At 41.7% G+C, this 18213-nt stretch carries 17 protein-coding genes; 15 read left to right on the top strand and 2 right to left on the bottom strand.

The window, feature by feature from the left end; genetic code table 11:
• Positions 1-3: 3 nt before the first annotated feature.
• Entirely contained in the window at positions 4-1233 is a 1230-nt protein-coding gene (locus tag MHH54_RS14765) for a PucR family transcriptional regulator (protein ID WP_003212688.1), read from the bottom strand.
• 404 nt (positions 1234-1637) lie between these two features.
• Between MHH54_RS14765 and MHH54_RS14760 the strand changes: the two genes are divergently transcribed.
• From MHH54_RS14760 to MHH54_RS14725, 8 genes are all read left to right on the top strand, one after another.
• Positions 1638-1931 (top strand): WXG100 family type VII secretion target, encoded by a 294-nt coding sequence (locus tag MHH54_RS14760; RefSeq protein ID WP_003213769.1) that lies wholly within the window; start codon positions 1638-1640, stop codon positions 1929-1931.
• Positions 1932-2026: 95 nt separating this feature from the next.
• On the top strand, positions 2027-2266 hold the full coding sequence (locus tag MHH54_RS14755) for an EsaB/YukD family protein (RefSeq protein WP_003213579.1): 240 nt from the start codon (positions 2027-2029) through the stop codon (positions 2264-2266).
• Between the two features lie 14 nt (positions 2267-2280).
• Positions 2281-3594, top strand: coding sequence for a type VII secretion protein EssB (gene essB / locus MHH54_RS14750; protein WP_106029268.1), 1314 nt, complete (start codon positions 2281-2283; stop codon positions 3592-3594).
• A 51-nt stretch (positions 3595-3645) separates the two neighbouring features.
• A complete protein-coding gene (gene essC / locus MHH54_RS14745; RefSeq protein ID WP_342500371.1) occupies positions 3646-8121 on the top strand; it encodes a type VII secretion protein EssC in 4476 nt (1491 codons plus the stop codon).
• Entirely contained in the window at positions 8118-11015 is a 2898-nt protein-coding gene (esaA, locus tag MHH54_RS14740) for a type VII secretion protein EsaA (RefSeq protein ID WP_342500370.1), read from the top strand. Before essC ends, esaA begins: the two co-directional genes overlap by 4 nt.
• Positions 11005-11490, top strand: a complete 486-nt coding sequence (essA, locus tag MHH54_RS14735) for a type VII secretion protein EssA (RefSeq protein WP_050944050.1) — start codon at positions 11005-11007, stop codon at positions 11488-11490. The genes esaA and essA overlap by 11 nt, the downstream gene beginning before the upstream one ends.
• Positions 11491-11589: 99 nt before the next feature.
• A complete protein-coding gene (locus MHH54_RS14730; RefSeq protein ID WP_342500921.1) occupies positions 11590-12333 on the top strand; it encodes a (S)-benzoin forming benzil reductase in 744 nt (247 codons plus the stop codon).
• A gap of 145 nt (positions 12334-12478) precedes the next feature.
• Entirely contained in the window at positions 12479-13012 is a 534-nt protein-coding gene (locus MHH54_RS14725) for an HD domain-containing protein (protein WP_003212819.1), read from the top strand.
• Here the strand turns inward: MHH54_RS14725 and MHH54_RS14720 are convergent.
• Positions 13009-14493 carry an alpha/beta hydrolase gene (locus MHH54_RS14720; RefSeq protein WP_226803975.1) on the bottom strand — a complete coding sequence of 495 codons (1485 nt, stop codon included), beginning with the start codon at positions 14491-14493 and terminating at the stop codon, positions 13009-13011. The two genes, MHH54_RS14725 and MHH54_RS14720, sit on opposite strands and share 4 nt — an antisense overlap.
• Before the next feature lie 182 nt (positions 14494-14675).
• On the opposite strand from MHH54_RS14720, the gene MHH54_RS14715 reads away from it, so the two are divergent.
• The 7 genes from MHH54_RS14715 (at position 14676) to MHH54_RS14685 (ending at position 18206) form a co-directional block, all read left to right on the top strand.
• The gene (locus MHH54_RS14715) at positions 14676-14912 is read left to right on the top strand and encodes a YuzF family protein (RefSeq protein WP_003213721.1); all 237 of its coding nucleotides are present in this window, start codon (positions 14676-14678) and stop codon (positions 14910-14912) included.
• Positions 14913-15097: 185 nt separating this feature from the next.
• On the top strand, positions 15098-16201 hold the full coding sequence (locus tag MHH54_RS14710) for an AI-2E family transporter (RefSeq protein WP_003213254.1): 1104 nt from the start codon (positions 15098-15100) through the stop codon (positions 16199-16201).
• Positions 16202-16272: 71 nt separating this feature from the next.
• Positions 16273-16494, top strand: a complete 222-nt coding sequence (locus MHH54_RS14705; protein ID WP_003213446.1) for a spore germination protein — start codon at positions 16273-16275, stop codon at positions 16492-16494.
• A gap of 98 nt (positions 16495-16592) precedes the next feature.
• Positions 16593-16814 (top strand): spore germination protein, encoded by a 222-nt coding sequence (locus MHH54_RS14700; protein WP_050944046.1) that lies wholly within the window; start codon positions 16593-16595, stop codon positions 16812-16814.
• Positions 16815-16910: 96 nt separating this feature from the next.
• Positions 16911-17159, top strand: coding sequence for a YueH family protein (locus MHH54_RS14695; protein WP_034660684.1), 249 nt, complete (start codon positions 16911-16913; stop codon positions 17157-17159).
• A 27-nt stretch (positions 17160-17186) separates the two neighbouring features.
• Positions 17187-17594, top strand: a complete 408-nt coding sequence (locus tag MHH54_RS14690) for a YueI family protein (protein ID WP_050944045.1) — start codon at positions 17187-17189, stop codon at positions 17592-17594.
• 60 nt (positions 17595-17654) lie between these two features.
• On the top strand, positions 17655-18206 hold the full coding sequence (locus MHH54_RS14685; RefSeq protein ID WP_003213138.1) for an isochorismatase family cysteine hydrolase: 552 nt from the start codon (positions 17655-17657) through the stop codon (positions 18204-18206).
• The last annotated feature ends 7 nt before the right edge of the window (positions 18207-18213 follow it).

Here is an 18213-nt window from a genome sequence, read left to right as displayed (position 1 = left end):
ATTTCACAAATGGACGTTTTTTAGCTTCATATCAAGGTATATGGTCATTTTCTCATTCATGTTTTTTAAATCGATTTCTGCAATGTCCGTAATGCGTTTTAATCTGTAATTCAATGTATTGATGTGGATGTTTAATTGCTTTGCGGCAATATTGGCATTGCTGTCACAGTCAATAAACCGTTCAAGGGTTTCGACTAGGTTGGAATGATGCCTCAGGTCGTAATCTTCCAGCTTTGATAAAGAGTAACTGGAGTAAGATGAGCCCCTTCGTTTTTCAGCGAGGACATCTAAATATTGATAAATACCAAGCTCAGAAAAACTGTGTAAACGTTCGGTTTCAACAGGGAAGCGCTCTTTTGTTTTTAATACAGCGAGTGCTTCTTTATAGGATGGCTGAATATGAGAGATGTTATCGTAAATTCCACCAATCGCTGCTTGAACGTGATGGATATGATAACGATCAGACAGCTGCTGCAGCATGCCGCTTGTGAATTGTTTAATATCCTGCAGCGGGTGCTCTGTTTTTGGTGAGACAAGAATAATGAATTCGTGAAAATCAACAGTCGTTAACAGCACTTGGACTTGCTGTGTTGTTTCAAGCAGATAAGATAGCTTTTTTTCTGTGTCCTCTGTGAGTTCGTCACGAAGTCGGAAGATGATGATGGCATACGTGTCTGGACATCTGATGCCGAGTCTTAAAAATAGGTCGAGCATCTCATCCTTTTCATGAATATGACCTGTGAGCATCTTCCAAAAAAGCTCCTGATTGCGTTCTTCTGTTTTCGTTTTGCGAATTTGTAAGTTAAGTAATTTGTTTTTAACAGCATGTGCTGCCATCTTCAAAAGGTCTATTTCTTCTTCTGAAAAAGGCTGTGTGGATTCAATCGCCCAGATAAATCCGAGTACTTCTTTGTCCTTCCAGATTGAAATGGCAACCCTGCTAGATAAACCCACCTCTGCAATTTGAGGGACACGAAGCGGTTCGTCTGTTTTAAGGAGTGTAGGAATGATGCCGTCCTTCCAAAGCCGATTAATGACCTTTTCCGGTACACGGCGGGAGATAATGGTTGAAGTTCTGGCGGGATCAGTAAAATCATTATGTGTGCTATAAGCGAGCAATCGATGATGCGTATCTTCTATAGTAATAGGGCAATTGAGCACATCACTAATTTGGTCTGCCACATCCTCTAAACGATCAAGACTATACTTAAATGGATCTGTCTTTTTTTTCATAAAAACCCCTGCTTTTTCGAATATTTCACGTACTTACATTATGAAGAGAAAGCGGTACGTAAATCAATAACAAAATGCCATAAATTTAAAAAAGAGATCGCTATGAGAAGCGAGCGTATCATGCTGAAAGAAGGCGAAAAAGAAATAGTACAATAATAACGTAGTAATAAATCAATAGGCGGAAAGATTCAGTGAAGTGTGTCTACACTTATTAAGAATATATGACCAAAAAAATGTTAAATACTAGATAAAAAGCGAAAATACAGTAATTCTATAGACTCATTTTGTAAAATAAAAACAGATTTGTTTGACTGTGTATCATTTCTGTTTTTATAATAATAACGTCAAAAAATAAGTGGATTAGCCCATTATATGGCGGCTATGCACGGGAGGTAATGAGGAATATGTCAGGAATTATTCGCGTAACCCCAGAAGAACTAAGAGCGACCGCTAAGCAATATGGTGTTGAAAGTCAAGAAGTGTTAAACCAAGTTGATCGTCTAAATAGAATGATCTCAGATTTAAAAGGAATGTGGGAAGGTGCTTCTAGTGAAGCATTTGCTGATCAATACGAGCAGTTAAAGCCTTCATTCATCAAAATGTCTGATCTATTAACAGATGTCAGCAATCAGCTTGATCAAACGGCAAATACACTTGAAAGCACTGACCAAGACATCGCTAGCCAAATCCGCGGCTAATCAAAGGGATTTCCTTTCTAAGTGTGAAAAGCAGAAAAAGCGCCGAGTCTGTCAATGGATGCCGGCGCTCTTTCTATTTTGTGAGGTGGAAATTTGTGTATATCGATATTACCATCGACTTAAAAAATTATGATGGCAGTGTGTTTGATTTGAGACTATCAAATTATTTACATATTAAACAAGTCATCCATATCGCCTGGCAGGCAAAACAAATCTCACTTCCTAAGCGAGAAGGCGGCTGGGTGCGAGTAGTCAATAAGAAAGCTGTGTTTTCAGGCGAATATAAGCTGTCAGACTGTGGAATCACCACAGGAGACAGGCTGGAAATACTATGAAAGGACTTTTGTAAATGGCAGATAAAAAGAGTTCCTATTTAGAAGAACAATTAGAAGCAGTGATGAAAAAAGAGGGCGTAACCTACAGCTTCATTTTTCAAAGAGAGACCATTAAACTCTTAGACGGTTTAGAAGCGGCACCGATCAAAGACATCAACCCTTCATTCAAAAAAGAGATTCAATTAACTGAAGATGAGGTCATTATTTCGATTCAACCGCCTCCTGCCTATCAGGAATTTCGTTTCATCCATGCGAAGGATGAAAAAAGCAAATGGATTTTTTCATACCAGCTTGTCGATGCAGTGTGCAAACACGACGTGAAGCGGCTGCATCCTATTGTTTCTCCTGAAAACATTGTTTTTCATCAAGGCTTAGCTCCTGCATTTTTGCATTACGGCGTCAAAGAAAGCATCCCGCCATATGAAACGGATGAGCATCGTCTGTTAAAAGAGGTCAAAGCCGTCATTCTTCGAGTGGTGGACCATGAATATCAGTTTCAAGAATATGTGGCTTACAGCGAGACACTGAAATTATCTGAACTGGCAAAAGAGATCAGCGAAACGCAGTCTCTGGAAGAATTGTCTGCCCTGATTCAGCAAAAGATCGAAGCGATTGAAACGAAAGAGAAAACGCTATTGACCATTCCGAAAAAGAAATGGAAGGTCGAACGATATATCGGACTAGGTCTGCTTGTCCTATTAATCCCTGCATTGGTGTACACCATTTACACCTTCTTTTTTGCGATGCCGAAACAAGAAGCGTATGTCGAGGCAAACAAATATTATCTCAACAAACAGTACAGCCAAGTGGTGGATACGTTAGAAAAATATTCAGCCAATCAAATGCCGGTCTCTCTTCAATATGAACTGGCCATTTCGTATGTACAAACAAATCAAGGCAACCTGTTACTCGATCAGCATAAAAAAGAAATCACAGATACATACACATTACAGACTGATCCGCAATATTTCCTTTTCTGGATTCATATTGGACAAGGCAATAGCAAGGAAGCACTTGATATTGCACGGGTACTTGGAGACGACCGGTACATATTTACGGCACTCGTCGCCTACCGCAACGACATTCAAAACGATGACAGTCTTTCTGCGGAAGAAAAACAAAAACAGCTAGATCCGATCATTAAGGAAATGGCGAAATATGAAGAAAAAGAAACAACGGAGACAAGCACCAATGAATCCTCGGGCGCAAGTCAAACAGATGAAACAGCTGAACAAAAAGAGCAGTCAAAAGCCGATCAAGAGAAAAAAGAGAAAGAATCTGAAGCGAAAAAGAAAACCTCTCAGACGAAAAAAGATGAGAAAAAATAATTCTTTCGATACAACTGACAGTTGGTGCTGTCCCATGAGGAGGTGGAGCGTTTGAGTCTTCTTTGGGTTTTTTATGAGGAGGATTATCAAACCGTCCGTTTAGACGAGCAGTTCAATCGAGAAGCTGTGATTGGACCTGAAATAGAGCATACGGTGACAATCCCTTCACTTTCGTTTGATGAAGGGGTCATCCGTTTAACTCCTGATGAACCGAATGATGGCTTTTCCATTTATCAGGGTGAAGAGAAGAAAGGCACATTACTTCCACATGAACCATATAAGCTTGGTACACTGACACTTGTTTTAATGGAAGCACATCATGATCAACACATTTATTACCTAGGAAATAGAGTCGAGCTGTCTTTTTCACGTGAGAACAAAGGTGATATTGATGTGTGGAAAGAACAAGCGCATTCCATGTTTCAAGATGCGAGCCAATTTACTTTGGAGAAAATCGAAGGAACTTGGTATGTCATGCCTCAGGACGAAACGATTTATGTGAACGGGCAAAAAATTCACGGTCCAGAGACAATTGATGCTGGAGATGAGCTGTTCTGGAACTTTCTAACGGTGACATTGAAAGAGGATGATTTATTGCAGGTGACTGCATATGAACCATTTCAAACACGTTTGGAAAAAACAAGAGCACCAAGCACAGAAACAAAACAAAAATATCCTTTATATAGACGAACACCGCGTTTAATTTATGATCTGCCAGATGACCGGGTTTCCTTTAGCTTTCCTTCGCAGGAGAGTGAAAATAACAGCAGAGGGCTTTGGCTTGTTGTCCTCCCGCCACTTGTGATGCTTCTTGTGATGGGAATTGTCGCTCTTGTCCAGCCGCGCGGGATCTTTATTGTCGTGTCGATGGCGATGTTTATCATGACGTTAATCACATCGTCTGTTCAATACTTTAAAGAGAAATCACAACGCAAAAGAAGGGAAGAGAAACGGCAGCGAGTCTATTCTCTTTACTTAGAAAATAAACGAAAAGAGCTGCAAGAGCTCTACGACCGCCAGCAATATATTTTGACGTATCATTATCCGTCATTTGAACAAATGAAGTATTTAACGTCAGAAATTAGCGGCCGAATTTGGGAAAAAACACTGATGAGTGATGATTTCTTGCAGCTGCGTCTTGGGACGGGCGCAGTCCCGTCAAGCTATGAACTATCGATGAGCGGCGGCGATATGGCCAATCGTGATATCGATGAATTAATGGAACAAACGCAGCACATGCAACAGGTCTATCGTGAAGTAAAGGATGTACCCATCACATTCGGTCTTGCCGATGGCCCAACTGGATTGATTGGAAAGCCAGCCATTGTGAAAAAGGAGCTTCATCAGCTTGTCGGACAGCTTGCTTTCTCGCATAGCTATCATGATTTAAGATTTGTGTTTATTTTTCATGAGCAAGAGTATGAGAATTGGGAATGGATGAAATGGCTTCCGCATTTCCAGCTGCCTCATACATACGGCAAAGGGTTTATTTACAACGAACAAACACGCGATCAGCTGTTGTCCTCGATTTATGAAATTTTACGTGAGCGTGATCTAGAAGAAGAAAAAGAGAAGAAGATCTTTACGCCTCACTTTGTGTTTATCGTGACAAATCATGAGCTCATTGCGGAACATGTGATTTTAGAATATTTAGAAGGCAGCCGAACTGACCTTGGCATCTCCATTATTTTTGCTGCTGAAACAAAGGAAAGCTTAGCTGAAAATATCTCTACGCTTGTCCGTTATATTAACGAGGAAGAAGGAGATATTCTCATTCAGCACAAGAAAGCCGTCCGAATTCCATTTCAGCTTGATACACATGAGCGAGGGGACAATGAGCTATTTGCCAGAACGCTGAGAACATTAGATCATCAAGTTGGCATGACCAATTCGATTCCTGAAACGGTCTCCTTCCTTGATCTTTTTCATGCCAAACAGGTAGACGAGATTGGCATTCGTGAAAAGTGGCTCACATCAGAAACGGCCAAATCACTCTCTGTGCCAATCGGTTATAAAGGGAAAAATGACATTGTGGATCTGAACCTGCACGAAAAAGCACATGGCCCGCACGGCCTGTTGGCGGGAACAACAGGATCAGGGAAAAGTGAATTTTTACAGACGTACATTTTATCGCTCGCTGTACACTTTCACCCGCATGAAGTCGCTTTCCTATTGATTGACTATAAAGGAGGCGGAATGGCGCAGCCGTTCCGGAATATTCCACATTTACTTGGCACGATCACCAATATTGAAGGCAGTAAGAACTTTAGTGAAAGGGCGCTTGCCTCAATTAAAAGTGAATTGAAGAAAAGACAACGCTTGTTTGATCAATATCATGTGAATCACATCAATGATTATACGAAGCTCTATAAGGAGAAAAAAGCTGAACAGGCAATGCCTCATTTATTCTTAATCTCTGATGAGTTCGCTGAATTAAAAAGTGAAGAGCCGGACTTTATTAGAGAGCTTGTCAGTGCTGCACGTATCGGCCGAAGCCTTGGGGTTCATCTTATTTTGGCTACCCAAAAGCCAGGCGGGGTCATTGATGATCAGATTTGGAGTAACTCCCGCTTTAAGGTCGCACTAAAAGTACAAGATGCGTCAGACAGTAAGGAAATATTGAAAAATAGTGATGCGGCGTCTATTACCGTTACAGGCCGCGGCTACTTACAAGTGGGGAACAATGAAATCTATGAATTGTTCCAATCAGCTTGGAGCGGTGCGCCTTATATGGAAGATGGCTACGGATCAGAAGATGATATTGCCATTGTGACTGATACTGGACTTATTCCGTTATCAGGGGTAAGCACAGAGCCGGCTGTGAAAAAAGAGACAGTGTCGGAGATTTCTGCTGTTGTGGATGAAATTGAACGTATGCAGCAGGAGCTTGGGATTGAGAAGCTCCCAAGTCCTTGGCTTCCACCGCTCGAAGAACGGATTCCAAAATCACGTTACGCGTCGAGTGAAGAGCATGTCTTCCATTTTGCGCTTGTCGATGAGCCAGATCAGCAAAGCCAGCATCCACTTTCTTATCAAATGATGGAGGATGGGAACATTGGGATCTTTGGTTCCTCTGGCTACGGAAAATCACTTGCTGCAACAACACTACTCATGAGCTTTGCGGAGAGATATTCACCTGAAGAATGGCATGCGTATATTTATGACTTCGGAAATGGAACATTGCTTCCGTTGGCCAAGCTGCCGCACACGGCGGATTATTTCTTAATGGATCAAATGAGAAAGATTCAAAAGTCGATGACGCGTCTGCGGGAAGAGGTTGAATACCGCAAGCGTTTATTCAGGCAGCAAGAAATGAGTCATATCAAAATGTACAACGCCTTAAATGAGAAAAAGCTCCCATTCATTTTCATCGTGATCGACAACTTTGACATTGTCAAAGACGAAATGCATGAACTTGAATCTGAATTTATCCAGCTGAGCCGTGACGGACAATCATTAGGAATTTACTTCTTAATTACAGCGACTCGGGTAAACGCAGTCCGTCAATCTCTTATGAACAACTTGAAAACAAAGGTCGTTCATTACTTAATGGATCAAGGAGAGGCGTACTCGATTATTGGCAGACCGAAATTTAGCTTAGAGCCGATTCCAGGACGAGTTATTATCAACAAAGAAGAGCTTTACTTTGCACAAATGTTCCTACCAGTTGAAGGAGATAACGACCTCGAGCTGTTTGAGCATTTGAAACAAGAGATCCAGCTTCTTCATGATCGCTTTGCATCAGCTGAAAAACCAAAACCTGTACCAATGCTTCCTGATAAACTAACCATTTGGGAGCTAGAGAGTCGCTTAGAAGAACAAAAACAGCCGTATGACATTCCAGTCGGACTAGATGAGGAATCTGTTGCTCCTGTTTACTTTGACTTGAAGAAGAATAAACACTGCCTCATCATCGGTCAAACGCAGCGAGGGAAAACAAACGTGACAAAACTGATGCTTGATCAGCTTTTAGCAGCAAAACCTGAGAAGCTAGCCGTCTTTGATTCGATTGATCGGGGTCTCTCTCATTATGCAAAAGAAGAGAACATTGATTACCTTGAAACAAAAGATGATATCACCGAATGGGCAGAGGAAATAGACCGTTTATTCAAGGTGCGGGAAGAGATGTACGTCGAAGCTGTGCGCCGGGGAGAGACTGATCAGTTGTCGTTCCCTCAAATTGTGCTTGTGGTTGATGGGATCACGCGTTTTCAGCAGACAATCGACCCGCGTCTTCAAGATCAATTGGCTGATTTCATGAAATCATATGCGCACCTAGGCTTTAGCCTGATCGCATCAGGAAATCATACCGAATTCAGTAAAGGCTATGATGCACTCACAAACGAAATCAAACAAGTTCGTCATGCCATGTTACTCATGAAAAAATCAGAGCAAAACATCATACCGCTTCCGTATGCAAGACAAGAACCAGATATTCAGCCAGGCTTCGGGTATTTGGTTGAGAACGGGAAAGAGAAGAAAATTCAGGTTCCTTTATGTGCGGTAGAAAGGAAGAGTGTTCAATGACAGAGCAGCAAAAAAGCTCCATCAAAATCGTATCGACGATGATATTGATTCTTGTTCTGCCGGTTTTATTTTTCCACCTCATTGGAGATGACCCGGCAAAACAAAAAAAGAATGCCACACGTAATATTGCTGTGGTCAATGAGGATATGGGAGCGAGCGAAAGTGAAAACACCGCTCGTTTCGGACAAGATGTCGTCGCCGCATTATCAGAGCGTCCAGATTATACATGGACCGTAGTGAACCGCAGTGCGGCGGAAAATGGACTGAAAAGCAGAAAGTATGACGCTGTCCTCTATATCCCGTCTGATTTCTCTAAAAATGTGCTGAGCTATGATAAAGACCATCCTGAAAAGGCATCCATTCAATTTTCCATTCAAGATCAGCTCAATTCAGTCAATAAAGAGAAAGTGCAAAGAGAGCTGGAAAATGCGCAAAAGAAAATGAATGAACAGATGTCGACATTATACTGGAGTTTTGTATCACAGGAAATCGGCAATGTCAGAGAAGAGTTTGAGCATATTGTCGGCAAAGAAGTCGAATTCCAAAACACGATGTATAACTTCTATAAGCCAAACTCAAACAAACTATCAGACGCCGTTCAGCAGCAGAAGAAACAAATAGAAGAATTAAAAAATGCGATGACCGACTCGCAGAAACAGTATAAAGACGGTCTGAGTACAACAGAAGAAGCAAAGAACCAGTTAAAGGACTTTGTGAAAGTAGTCGATCAATACCAGCAGTATCAAGACAAACAAAAGGACCTCTTGATCAAAGCGCAATCGACAAACCAAAAACAAATCCAGCAGGGGCTCAAACAGCTCGCTGATATCCAAAACCAAAATGCCCGCAGCTTTAGTGATCAAATGGGCGGACTCAAAACAGACATCAACGGGGTACAAAGTCAGCTGAACACAACGGACAGCGCCATCCAATCTGTTCAAAAGTCAAGAGAAGAAGCCATTCCTAAGCAATCAACGGGATTAACGGATCTTGTGATAGCGTCTCAGAAGGAACTAATTAAAAACTATGAAGAGAGTTACTTAGAATACTATCGAAATAAGATATCATCCTTGCAGACAAAGCTATTGGCAAAAAGGCAAGAGTTGATGGACGAGCCTGAGCCGCCAGTTGATTCTGAAGATGACGGGCCATCAGATCAAGATAATGAAAACCCAGAAGAGATTGGGATTAACCTAGATGAAGAAACAAATGAGCTCTCACAAATTTCAATAGAAATGAACGACCTTGCGGATCAATTAGGAGAACAGGAGACACCTCCTTCGACCGGAGATGGGGAAGAAGGTGAAGCGGGCGAAAATCCTGCTCAGCCAGATACCGGCAACAAGAATTCATCGCAGGATGACCTAAAAGCACTCTCAACCCGCTTAGATGAAGTGAAAAAGAAAATTCAAGAAAAAGCTTCCGCTCATAATGACGAATTGAAAGACAAAGTGAGTCAAATGAGTAAAGAGCTTGAGAAACTTACGAAAAAAGTAGAAAAGCTTGAAAAGATGTTCCTATGGTTACAAGATCGATATAATGTGATTCCAAATGAAATCAAAAATCAGGAATCCACTATTTTAAGCAAAGTAAAAGAGCTGAAGCGCAGAAACTCACCGATTGGTGAAGCTTTTAATGACAATCTTTTTGAGAAAAAGTTCGAAACAAAATCAACAAGAACTAAAAAATTAATGGAGTATTCCAATCAACTCTCTCAGCTAGAGCTGATGATCGCAAATGTCTATCAACCATCTAATAACTCTTCTTTATATGACGCAAAAGAAGAGAATATCCAGTCCATCCTCTCCATCAAAAAAGAGGAAACAGAAAACTGGGATACGCTCAAAAAACAAATGCTGACGTCAAACGATGATGTGTCTACTTTTATTGATGAGATGCAGAAGTTTTCAGATGGCTATGCAGAATACATTTCGACTCAGCAGGCAAGCATGGAACAGGAATTAAACACAATTTCTGAAAGTGCGGACAATGTTGCGGAGCAAATGGCTGATCAAGGAGATGCAGTGTATACGGCAGACCTTGCAGGCAGTTCTATTGTTGTCAGTGCACAGGATTCAATTGGTCAGGAAGTGCTTCGACTTTCTGAAAATATGAGTTCGTTAACCGACCGCCAAAAAGGGGTGGCGGATTATACGAATAACATTGAAGAGAGTGTGACAACAGTTCAAGAAAAAGCGGATACGCTGAATGAAAACTGGAGCAAGAATGTTCATTCCACGAAGCTTGTTCAGCAAGATTTGAAAGGTATTTTAGGAAACACATTAAGCGATCAAGGCAACAGCAACTATGTGTATAATCACTTAGCCAATCCGCTGAAAATTAGCGGTGATGTACCAGAAGAAAAAACGCAGACTGTACCGCCAGTGGTCATTTTGGTCATTGTGATGATCAGTAGTTTGTTAATTGGCTTTTTCAGCTCGTATTATGCGGCAGCTCCGATGCTGGTTAAAGGTGCACTGTTTGGCATTTTAAATCTATTAGTCGGACTCATGATCAGCCTGTTCGGACTGAACATTTACAAGCTTGCAGATGATCAAGCGATTCAGTGGTCCATTTTCACGATTTTACTATTAGTGGCTTGTTCCGCCTTTATTCGCACGGCGTTCCTTTTCGGCTCTATTGCCGGATGGATGGCAGCAACGGCGCTTATTTTCTTCTTTGTCGCACCATTAATTGATTTGGTGATGCCGAATTTCCATTTCACAAATCCAGTGACAGACGTGTACCTGTCCATCCAATATGGAAATGGAGATCACTTTGGAATGGGTGTTACAGGATTAGTGATTTTAACTGTCCTCTTCATGGCCATCCCGCTTGTGACAAAGCTATGGAAAGATAAAACGGAGGAACGTGATGTGACTCATGAGGCTTAATCTGTTCGTGAAAGGGATGGCACTTGGTGTCATGTCCCTTTTTCTCCTCATTCCTGCTGCTTTCGCTGCTGGTGAAGATACGGATACAAATGTCAAGCCGAATGAATATCAAGAAAAAGAACTCAATATTAACTCAAGTATATTGAGGGATCAAACGAAATACGAACAAAGCAAAAAGACATCAACAGTTAAAACAGACATTCATTTTGCTGAACCGCCTAAAACTCCGGGAGGGTCTCTTTCTCCGCAGCTTTTCAGTGATCTAAAAGAGAATCCGCCCAAAACATCAGCTCACATGATGGAAGAGATGAATATCTCTTTTCGTGATGCCGCTGTATCGGCACCTTCTGGAGATGATTATGAGAAGCAGTCATCCGCACTGCTTCCGATCATCTTTGGTTTCTTAATCGTCTTTGGCATCGTTGTGATGGTCATTCTAATTCCAAAGGTGAATGTGAAGGCTGAAAAGAAATAGCCTGTCTCTTTAAAAAGAGGCAGGTTTTTCTTTATGCAGATTGCTTGAAGTCGTACCGTTTCACTACGTAAAATAGAGTTATCGAGGGAGGAGATTGTCATTCGAGTTTCAATCGTTACAGGCGGATCAAAAGGATTTGGCCTAGCACTTGTGAACCGGCTGCTTTCAAGCGGAGATCATGTGTACACGGCAGCAAGAAGTGCATCACCAATTTCTCATCCGAAGCTTACACATACACAGGTCGACCTGACAGATGAGCAAGCAGCAGCCAAATGGCTTCGAGATTGTCTCACGCCGCAAACACTGACAGCAGCTGATGACATCTTATTCGTCAATAATGCAGGCATGGTGACACCAATCAAGCGTGTGGGGCAAGGCGGACAGGATACGCTTCATCAGCATTATACGCTGAATCTTGTGATTCCTGTTTTGCTGAGCCATGTGTTTGTTAAGCAGACTCAATCATTTAATGGAAAGAAAACGATTGTTCACCTTTCTTCTGGAGCGGCGAAAAATCCATATAAAGGCTGGAGTGCGTATTGCAGCTCAAAGGCAGGACTTGATATGTTTATGAGGACTTTGCATGAGGAACAGCAGGACGAGGCGTATCCAATCAACACGTTTTCATTTTCCCCAGGCACGATTGATACAGATATGCAAGGAGAGATTCGGAAATCATCAAAACAGGACTTCGAACAAATTGAACGTTTTCAGCAATTATATGAAACAGGTACTTTGAAGAGTCCAGATGAAGTCGCAAGTATTTTGCTCGATCTATTAGCGGATGATCCAGCTGGCGGCTGCGTATACGATGCACGTGACTATGGAAAAAAGCAGTCATAACGACTGCTTTTTTCCGTCTTGTACAAGCAAAACCGGCTAATTTGACATAAGCTAATCTTGAGACTCATAGAAAATATAACAGAACATTTGAGTTTCTTTTCAGAATATGTTAGGATGCTAAAAATATAGATAAGGAGGGGTTTCCATGAGAAAGGTTACATTAATGGATGTTTACACCCATCCAGTTGCTCAAAAGTATTTAAATCGTTCAGGAAAAGCCCATGCGATTGCTTGTGCTTATCACGCATTCAAGCTGGCGATGAAGGCTGGAATTAACCCAGATCTTGCTGTGAAAGCAGCACTCTTGCATGACATTGGCCATTATGAATGGTATACAGCCGGCGGAGAGTGGGATTACGAGACATATAGACGAAATGATATTCATGCCATTAAAGGTGCAGAGCGGGCACATAAACTGCTCATACGACTAGGAGAGGAACCAAAAGCAGCCAAAGATATTGCACTTGCGATTCTGCTTCATACAGATTCCTATTTGCCAGAGGGCGACCTTCATAAGGACACACTTCAACAAATTGTGAAGAAAGCAGATGAAATGGATGAAGAGCCTGGCGGACACCACCATTACAGACAAATAGACGAATCACTCGCAATGAAAAAAATTGCCGATTTGGATCAGAAAGTGCAGCAGGCACTTCAGCCCATGAAACGCTCTGTTTAATATGGAATGTCTCCATGAATCGTTCCGTGCTGATCGACATACAATGTTCGAATAACGGTACGGTTAAACGCAGATGTCCCTGACGTAGTGAGTCCAGTGTATTGCACCGTGACGGAATAAGCACCTTCTTTTTTCAATTGAATAGCTGATGAGGTACTTGTTTTCAGTGGATGATCCTTTTGTGCGTCTTTAAAGTAATTGGTTTCCACTGATTTGCTTAACCGCTTAATCAGACCGCTTGAATGGGTCGATGCACCTCCTGATTTCGATGCAGCTTCTTTAATTTCTTCATTTAACGGTGAATCAAAGGATACAAGCAGCAGATAAGGAGCTCTTTTTCCTGAGTTCGATTGAATCGTCCATTTTCCAGGAACGGGTTTATTGATTTTCACATGGTGTGAATATGCGCCTTCATATGGGAAAGATGCTTCCGATGTCTTAAGGTTTGTTAAGACATCTCCATTTGGGGCAATGATTTCGGGCTGCGTCTCCTGCCTTTCATTTAACCACTGGATCGATAAGCCATTCGTTCCTTCCTCTACATAGAACGCTTCTGTTTGATCCTTTTCACTTTCTCCACCTTTCACATAAACATCTGTATTGAGCTCAGCAGAAACGGGCTCTTGTTCCTCTTTATGTTTATTTCCAGCGCTCGCGGCATTTGCCAGCAGCTGATGCTGGAACACAGGAAACATACTTGTGCCGTTTTTGATTGAATAGTGATCCCATTTTCCTGTTAAAATATTGTTTGCATATGATAGTTTTGTGCTGTTTACCGTGACGGCACCATCATTTGTACCAAAGCTCTTTAAATACATGCCGCCTAAATACAGCGCACCGCCAAATGTTCCCCATTCCGAGCCAGAGTAGGTGACATATTTATTGGGAAACGCCTCAAGCTGGTCGGTTTCACTTCGAAAAGCCGCCATCAGACCGGTTTGCAAAGAATAAAGCGCGTCGCTTTTTTGTCCAAGAATTTCCGCAAGCCAGCTTCCGCCCTTGCTATACGCTAGATCCGCAAGCGGTGTCCCGTTATGAGGAGAGCCGAGAGTAATGACTTTTTCCACATAGGGATGGGCTTTGAAATACACCAGTGCGGACTGTGTATCGACCCCTCCTTTACTATGACCAATCACAATGAGTTTTCTACCAAACGCATCATAGATTTCTTTGAGCTTTTCCGCTAATAGTTTGCCGTTCTTTTTCATGTCCTGATCTGGGTGCAAATCTATGAATGCGCTTTCGTATCCGTTCAAAACAGCCTGCTTTGCCATATCGTTTCGATTGGACCAAGTGGAGGAGGAGCTGTTAATGCCATGAACAAAAACAAGTGGTGGTTTTGATCCGTCTTTTTGAACGGGCTCTTCGCCTTTAAACCACTTTCCTGGCGTCCCTGGTGGGTCTCCAATTGTCCCTGCATGCGCATAACATGCAGAGGATAGAAAGAGCATGACAGCAACAATACAGATGAGTTTTTTCAAGACAATTCACCTCTTCAAATGTTTTAAATGGTTGGCAGCACCAATCTATTATACTTCTAAAAAATGTAAAAACGTATCAATTGTTAAAATATGGTATTAATGTTGTGGGATTGCCCTGAGTGACATTCACATGGGTTCATGCATACGCTGTGGGTAAATACACAAGTAAAGGGGCGGGTAGTATGGCACAACAAGGAAGTCCACAGCTTGTTTCATTAGTTGATCCATATGTTTATCAAACATTGCAGAAAGTGGTCGGTATGAGATTAATTGTGCAAACAGTGAAAGATACGGTCCGTGGGAAATTGAAGGAAGTCATGCCGGATCATATTGTGATAGAAGCGGGGGCGAAATCAGTTTTTTATGTGCGGATCCAGCAAATCGTGTCGGTGATGCCTGATCACAGTGAAAGAGTGTAACAAGCAGACGCATAGGTGTCTGCTTTTTTTCATGCTTATAGAATGTATATCTAGAAAAAGTGCATGATATACCAATTGTTCTTTTTTTTTCAAAAAATGAGGTTCTAAAAACAAGAAGCAGTTGACAGAAGGTGGGTTGAATAGTAGTTTTTTAATAAGATCAATATGTAACAGGAGGAGCATCTTTGTTAAAATCTAAAGTTCATTTTTGGACATTCCAAATATTACTTGTTTTACTCATTGTGTATGTATCAACAAAGGTTTCGTTTTTATTTCAGCCGATTATTTTATTTGCGTCAACACTGTTTGTTCCTATCTTGCTGGCAGGTATTCTCTTTTTCATTTTTAATCCAATTGTGCGATTCTTGTCCAAGAAGATTCCTAGGTCACTCGCCATCCTGATTATTTATCTCCTGTTCATCGGACTCATCACATTCATCGTCAATGCTGCCGGACCTGTCATTGTCACGCAGTTAGGCGGACTTGTCAAAAGCTTCCCTGGATATGTGACGGACATGCAGAAATTTATCAATGACTTTTCGCATTCTAAAACATTTACTTGGATGATGAGCCAAGATTATGTGTCTGTCTCAAAGTTTGAACAGACGGTCGTTTCGACATTAAAGGCATTACCGGAAAACATTGCTTCAAGCATGTCTGCGGTGTTTGGCGTGATTGCGAATATTGCCTTAGCCGTCATCACAGTTCCATTTATTTTATTTTATATGCTGAAAGACGGGCATAAGTTTCCGGACAAGCTCGTTCAGTTCTTACCAATGCCTTACCGCAAGGAAGGGCTCAAGATCTTCAAAGAATTAAACGACACGCTCGCAGCCTACATACAGGGGCAGATTATTGTCTGTTTGTTTGTCGGAGTCGCTTGTTTTATTGGATACTTATTAATTGGTGTGAAATATGCGCTTATTCTCGGTATTATCATTGCGGTCACCAATGTGATTCCATACCTTGGACCATATCTTGGAGCGGCACCAGCTGTGCTTATTGCCTTTCTTGATTCGCCTGGAAAAGCAGTGGTGACAGTGATTGTGATTCTTGTCGTGCAGCAAATTGACGGAAATGTCATTTCTCCATTGATCATTGGGAAACGCCTGAACACACATCCTTTGACCATTATCCTGTTATTAATTGGGGCAGGAAGCTTTGGTGGCATCCTTGGCATGATCTTTGCGGTTCCTGTCTATGCACTGCTCAAAGCCATCACCCTGAATATTGTCAGATTGGTTCAGCTGCGTCAGCGGTCTCGTAAAGAACAGCATTTAAACGTCTAAGGCAGGGCAAATGCACAACTTTTCCCTTTCTGCATAAGATGATTGACATAAGCAGATAGGGGGAGATTCTGATGCCTGCCATCGTTGGACCTATTCATATCGAGTCATTAGGAGGAAATGGTGCAGCTACTTTTGGTGATGTACTGGCCATTGCTCCTTTAGCTGTAGACCACTCGACTGGCGGGGCTGGAGCCTTTAATTCAGGTGATTATATGTCTCTTACAAGTGATCCAAATGCGACGATGCTTTGGGACTTCACATTGTTTGGCCAGCCTCAATCATTTAATGCATAGAAAGACAGCTGGTGATGACATATCAGCTGTCTTTTTTATTTGTGATACACGTATTGTTGAGCTGGGCATATGATGTAGATAGAAAAGGTGGTGGAGCAATGCCAGCGATTGTTGGACCTATTCATATAGATCGTGTGTACGGAAATGGGGCGGCACATTTCGGTGATGTTTTTGCTATTTCACCAAAAAGTGTTGATCACTCCGCCGGTGGTTCAGGTACCTATAATGCAGGGGACCTCGTCCAATTTTTTAACAGTCCAAACGTCACATTTGTTTGGGATTCAAATCTGATTAGTCAGCAAAAGAGCTTCAATGCGTAGCCAGCTTTGAAAGGGTATTCCTTTTCTGAAGCTGTCTTTTTTTATGGTACAATGGATATGGATGTAAGAAGAAAAAAGAGGTGTGAACAGAGTTAAATGAAAATTAGAAAAGCACACATCACAAGCCGGCAGCCAAAGACCTACAATGTATATTTACATGAAAATAAAAAAGAATATAAAACGCTTGTTGCCGTACCTGATATTGAATGGAGTATTTCCATTGCGTACGAGGACGAAAAAGAGCAGCTGATCCATACGCTTGAGCAATCCTTAATGGAAAGAGCAGAAACAGACGAAGCCCGTGAACTTGCACTAAAGATTGTGCACTGGGTCACAGAAATGTAAATTTTAAAACCAGGAGTGAAAACAGCGATGAAAGAAGAATCCGTAGACTTTTATTTGCAGCAAGGGATATTTGGACATGCTGAAACAAAACCCGATGAACGAAGAATGTTTCTCGGTTCATTAAGGGAACGAGCGCTTCTTGCCCTGACAAAGGGACAGGTATCACGAAATAAACCGTATCAAGAGGTCGAACAAATATTAAAGGCCAACCGTCAGGCCACTGTTCTTTTAAATGGTGAGTTGTCCTATGCTTCTTATTCTCAATATGTGAAAATGGCTAATGCCGCTGGATGTTCCTTTAAAGTGGTGAATCATCATGAGGCACATTCTCCTTTTGGTCTTGTGATAGAGCTGCCGAATGCGGTCAATCAAGAGCACATCTATATAGAAGATGAGTTGTTTCAAAAGGCTTTTTCTCACGAATCTGTTGAATAGGTTTCCCTAGTGAAATGAATAAGCTATAATGAGTCAAAAGAGCATATGGGAGAGATGCGGATGGGCAAAGCATTGATTTGTATTGATTATACCGTTGATTTTGTTGCAGACGATGGAAAATTGACATGCGGAAAGCCTGGACAGGCGATTGAGCCTAAGATCACAGAGATCACTTCTTCGTTTATTGATGAAGGGCACTTTGTCGTCTTTGCAGTCGATCATCATGAGGAGCAAGACCTTTATCATCCAGAGACAAAGTTATTTCCGCCCCATAATATTCGCGGGACAAAGGGAATTGAACTTTATGGCAAACTAAGTTCACTATTTCACACGTCAAAGCATTTAAAACATGTCTACTATATGGAAAAAACAAGATACTCTGCTTTTGCAGGCACTCAATTAGAAATGAAACTGCGCGAGCGTGGCATCACTGAACTTCATTTAGCCGGCGTATGTACCGATATTTGTGTACTTCATACAGCTGTTGATGCGTACAATAAAGGCTTTGAACTTGTGATTCACGAGAATGCTGTAGCGAGTTTTAATGAAGCGGGGCACGAGTGGGCACTTTCTCACTTTGAGCAGTCGCTTGGTGCGAAAGTGGTTAAGTAAGGGAAGG

This window comes from Bacillus sp. FSL K6-4563 (assembly GCF_038630405.1).
GTDB classification, from domain to species: domain Bacteria; phylum Bacillota; class Bacilli; order Bacillales; family Bacillaceae; genus Bacillus; species Bacillus pumilus.
This window is presented reverse-complemented; position numbering and strand designations above follow the sequence as displayed.

What these genes read in the sequence shown, in the direction of transcription:
- MHH54_RS14765 (WP_003212688.1), bottom strand. Translation starts at nt 1,233, where the DNA reads ATGAAAAAAAAGACAGATCCATTTAAGTATAGTCTTGATCGTTTAGAG.
- MHH54_RS14760 (WP_003213769.1), top strand. Translation starts at nt 1,638, where the DNA reads ATGTCAGGAATTATTCGCGTAACCCCAGAAGAACTAAGAGCGACCGCT.
- essB (WP_106029268.1), top strand. Translation starts at nt 2,281, where the DNA reads ATGGCAGATAAAAAGAGTTCCTATTTAGAAGAACAATTAGAAGCAGTG.
- esaA (WP_342500370.1), top strand. Translation starts at nt 8,118, where the DNA reads ATGACAGAGCAGCAAAAAAGCTCCATCAAAATCGTATCGACGATGATA.
- essA (WP_050944050.1), top strand. Translation starts at nt 11,005, where the DNA reads ATGAGGCTTAATCTGTTCGTGAAAGGGATGGCACTTGGTGTCATGTCC.
- MHH54_RS14725 (WP_003212819.1), top strand. Translation starts at nt 12,479, where the DNA reads ATGAGAAAGGTTACATTAATGGATGTTTACACCCATCCAGTTGCTCAA.
- MHH54_RS14715 (WP_003213721.1), top strand. Translation starts at nt 14,676, where the DNA reads ATGGCACAACAAGGAAGTCCACAGCTTGTTTCATTAGTTGATCCATAT.
- MHH54_RS14705 (WP_003213446.1), top strand. Translation starts at nt 16,273, where the DNA reads ATGCCTGCCATCGTTGGACCTATTCATATCGAGTCATTAGGAGGAAAT.
- MHH54_RS14700 (WP_050944046.1), top strand. Translation starts at nt 16,593, where the DNA reads ATGCCAGCGATTGTTGGACCTATTCATATAGATCGTGTGTACGGAAAT.
- MHH54_RS14695 (WP_034660684.1), top strand. Translation starts at nt 16,911, where the DNA reads ATGAAAATTAGAAAAGCACACATCACAAGCCGGCAGCCAAAGACCTAC.
- MHH54_RS14690 (WP_050944045.1), top strand. Translation starts at nt 17,187, where the DNA reads ATGAAAGAAGAATCCGTAGACTTTTATTTGCAGCAAGGGATATTTGGA.
- MHH54_RS14685 (WP_003213138.1), top strand. Translation starts at nt 17,655, where the DNA reads ATGGGCAAAGCATTGATTTGTATTGATTATACCGTTGATTTTGTTGCA.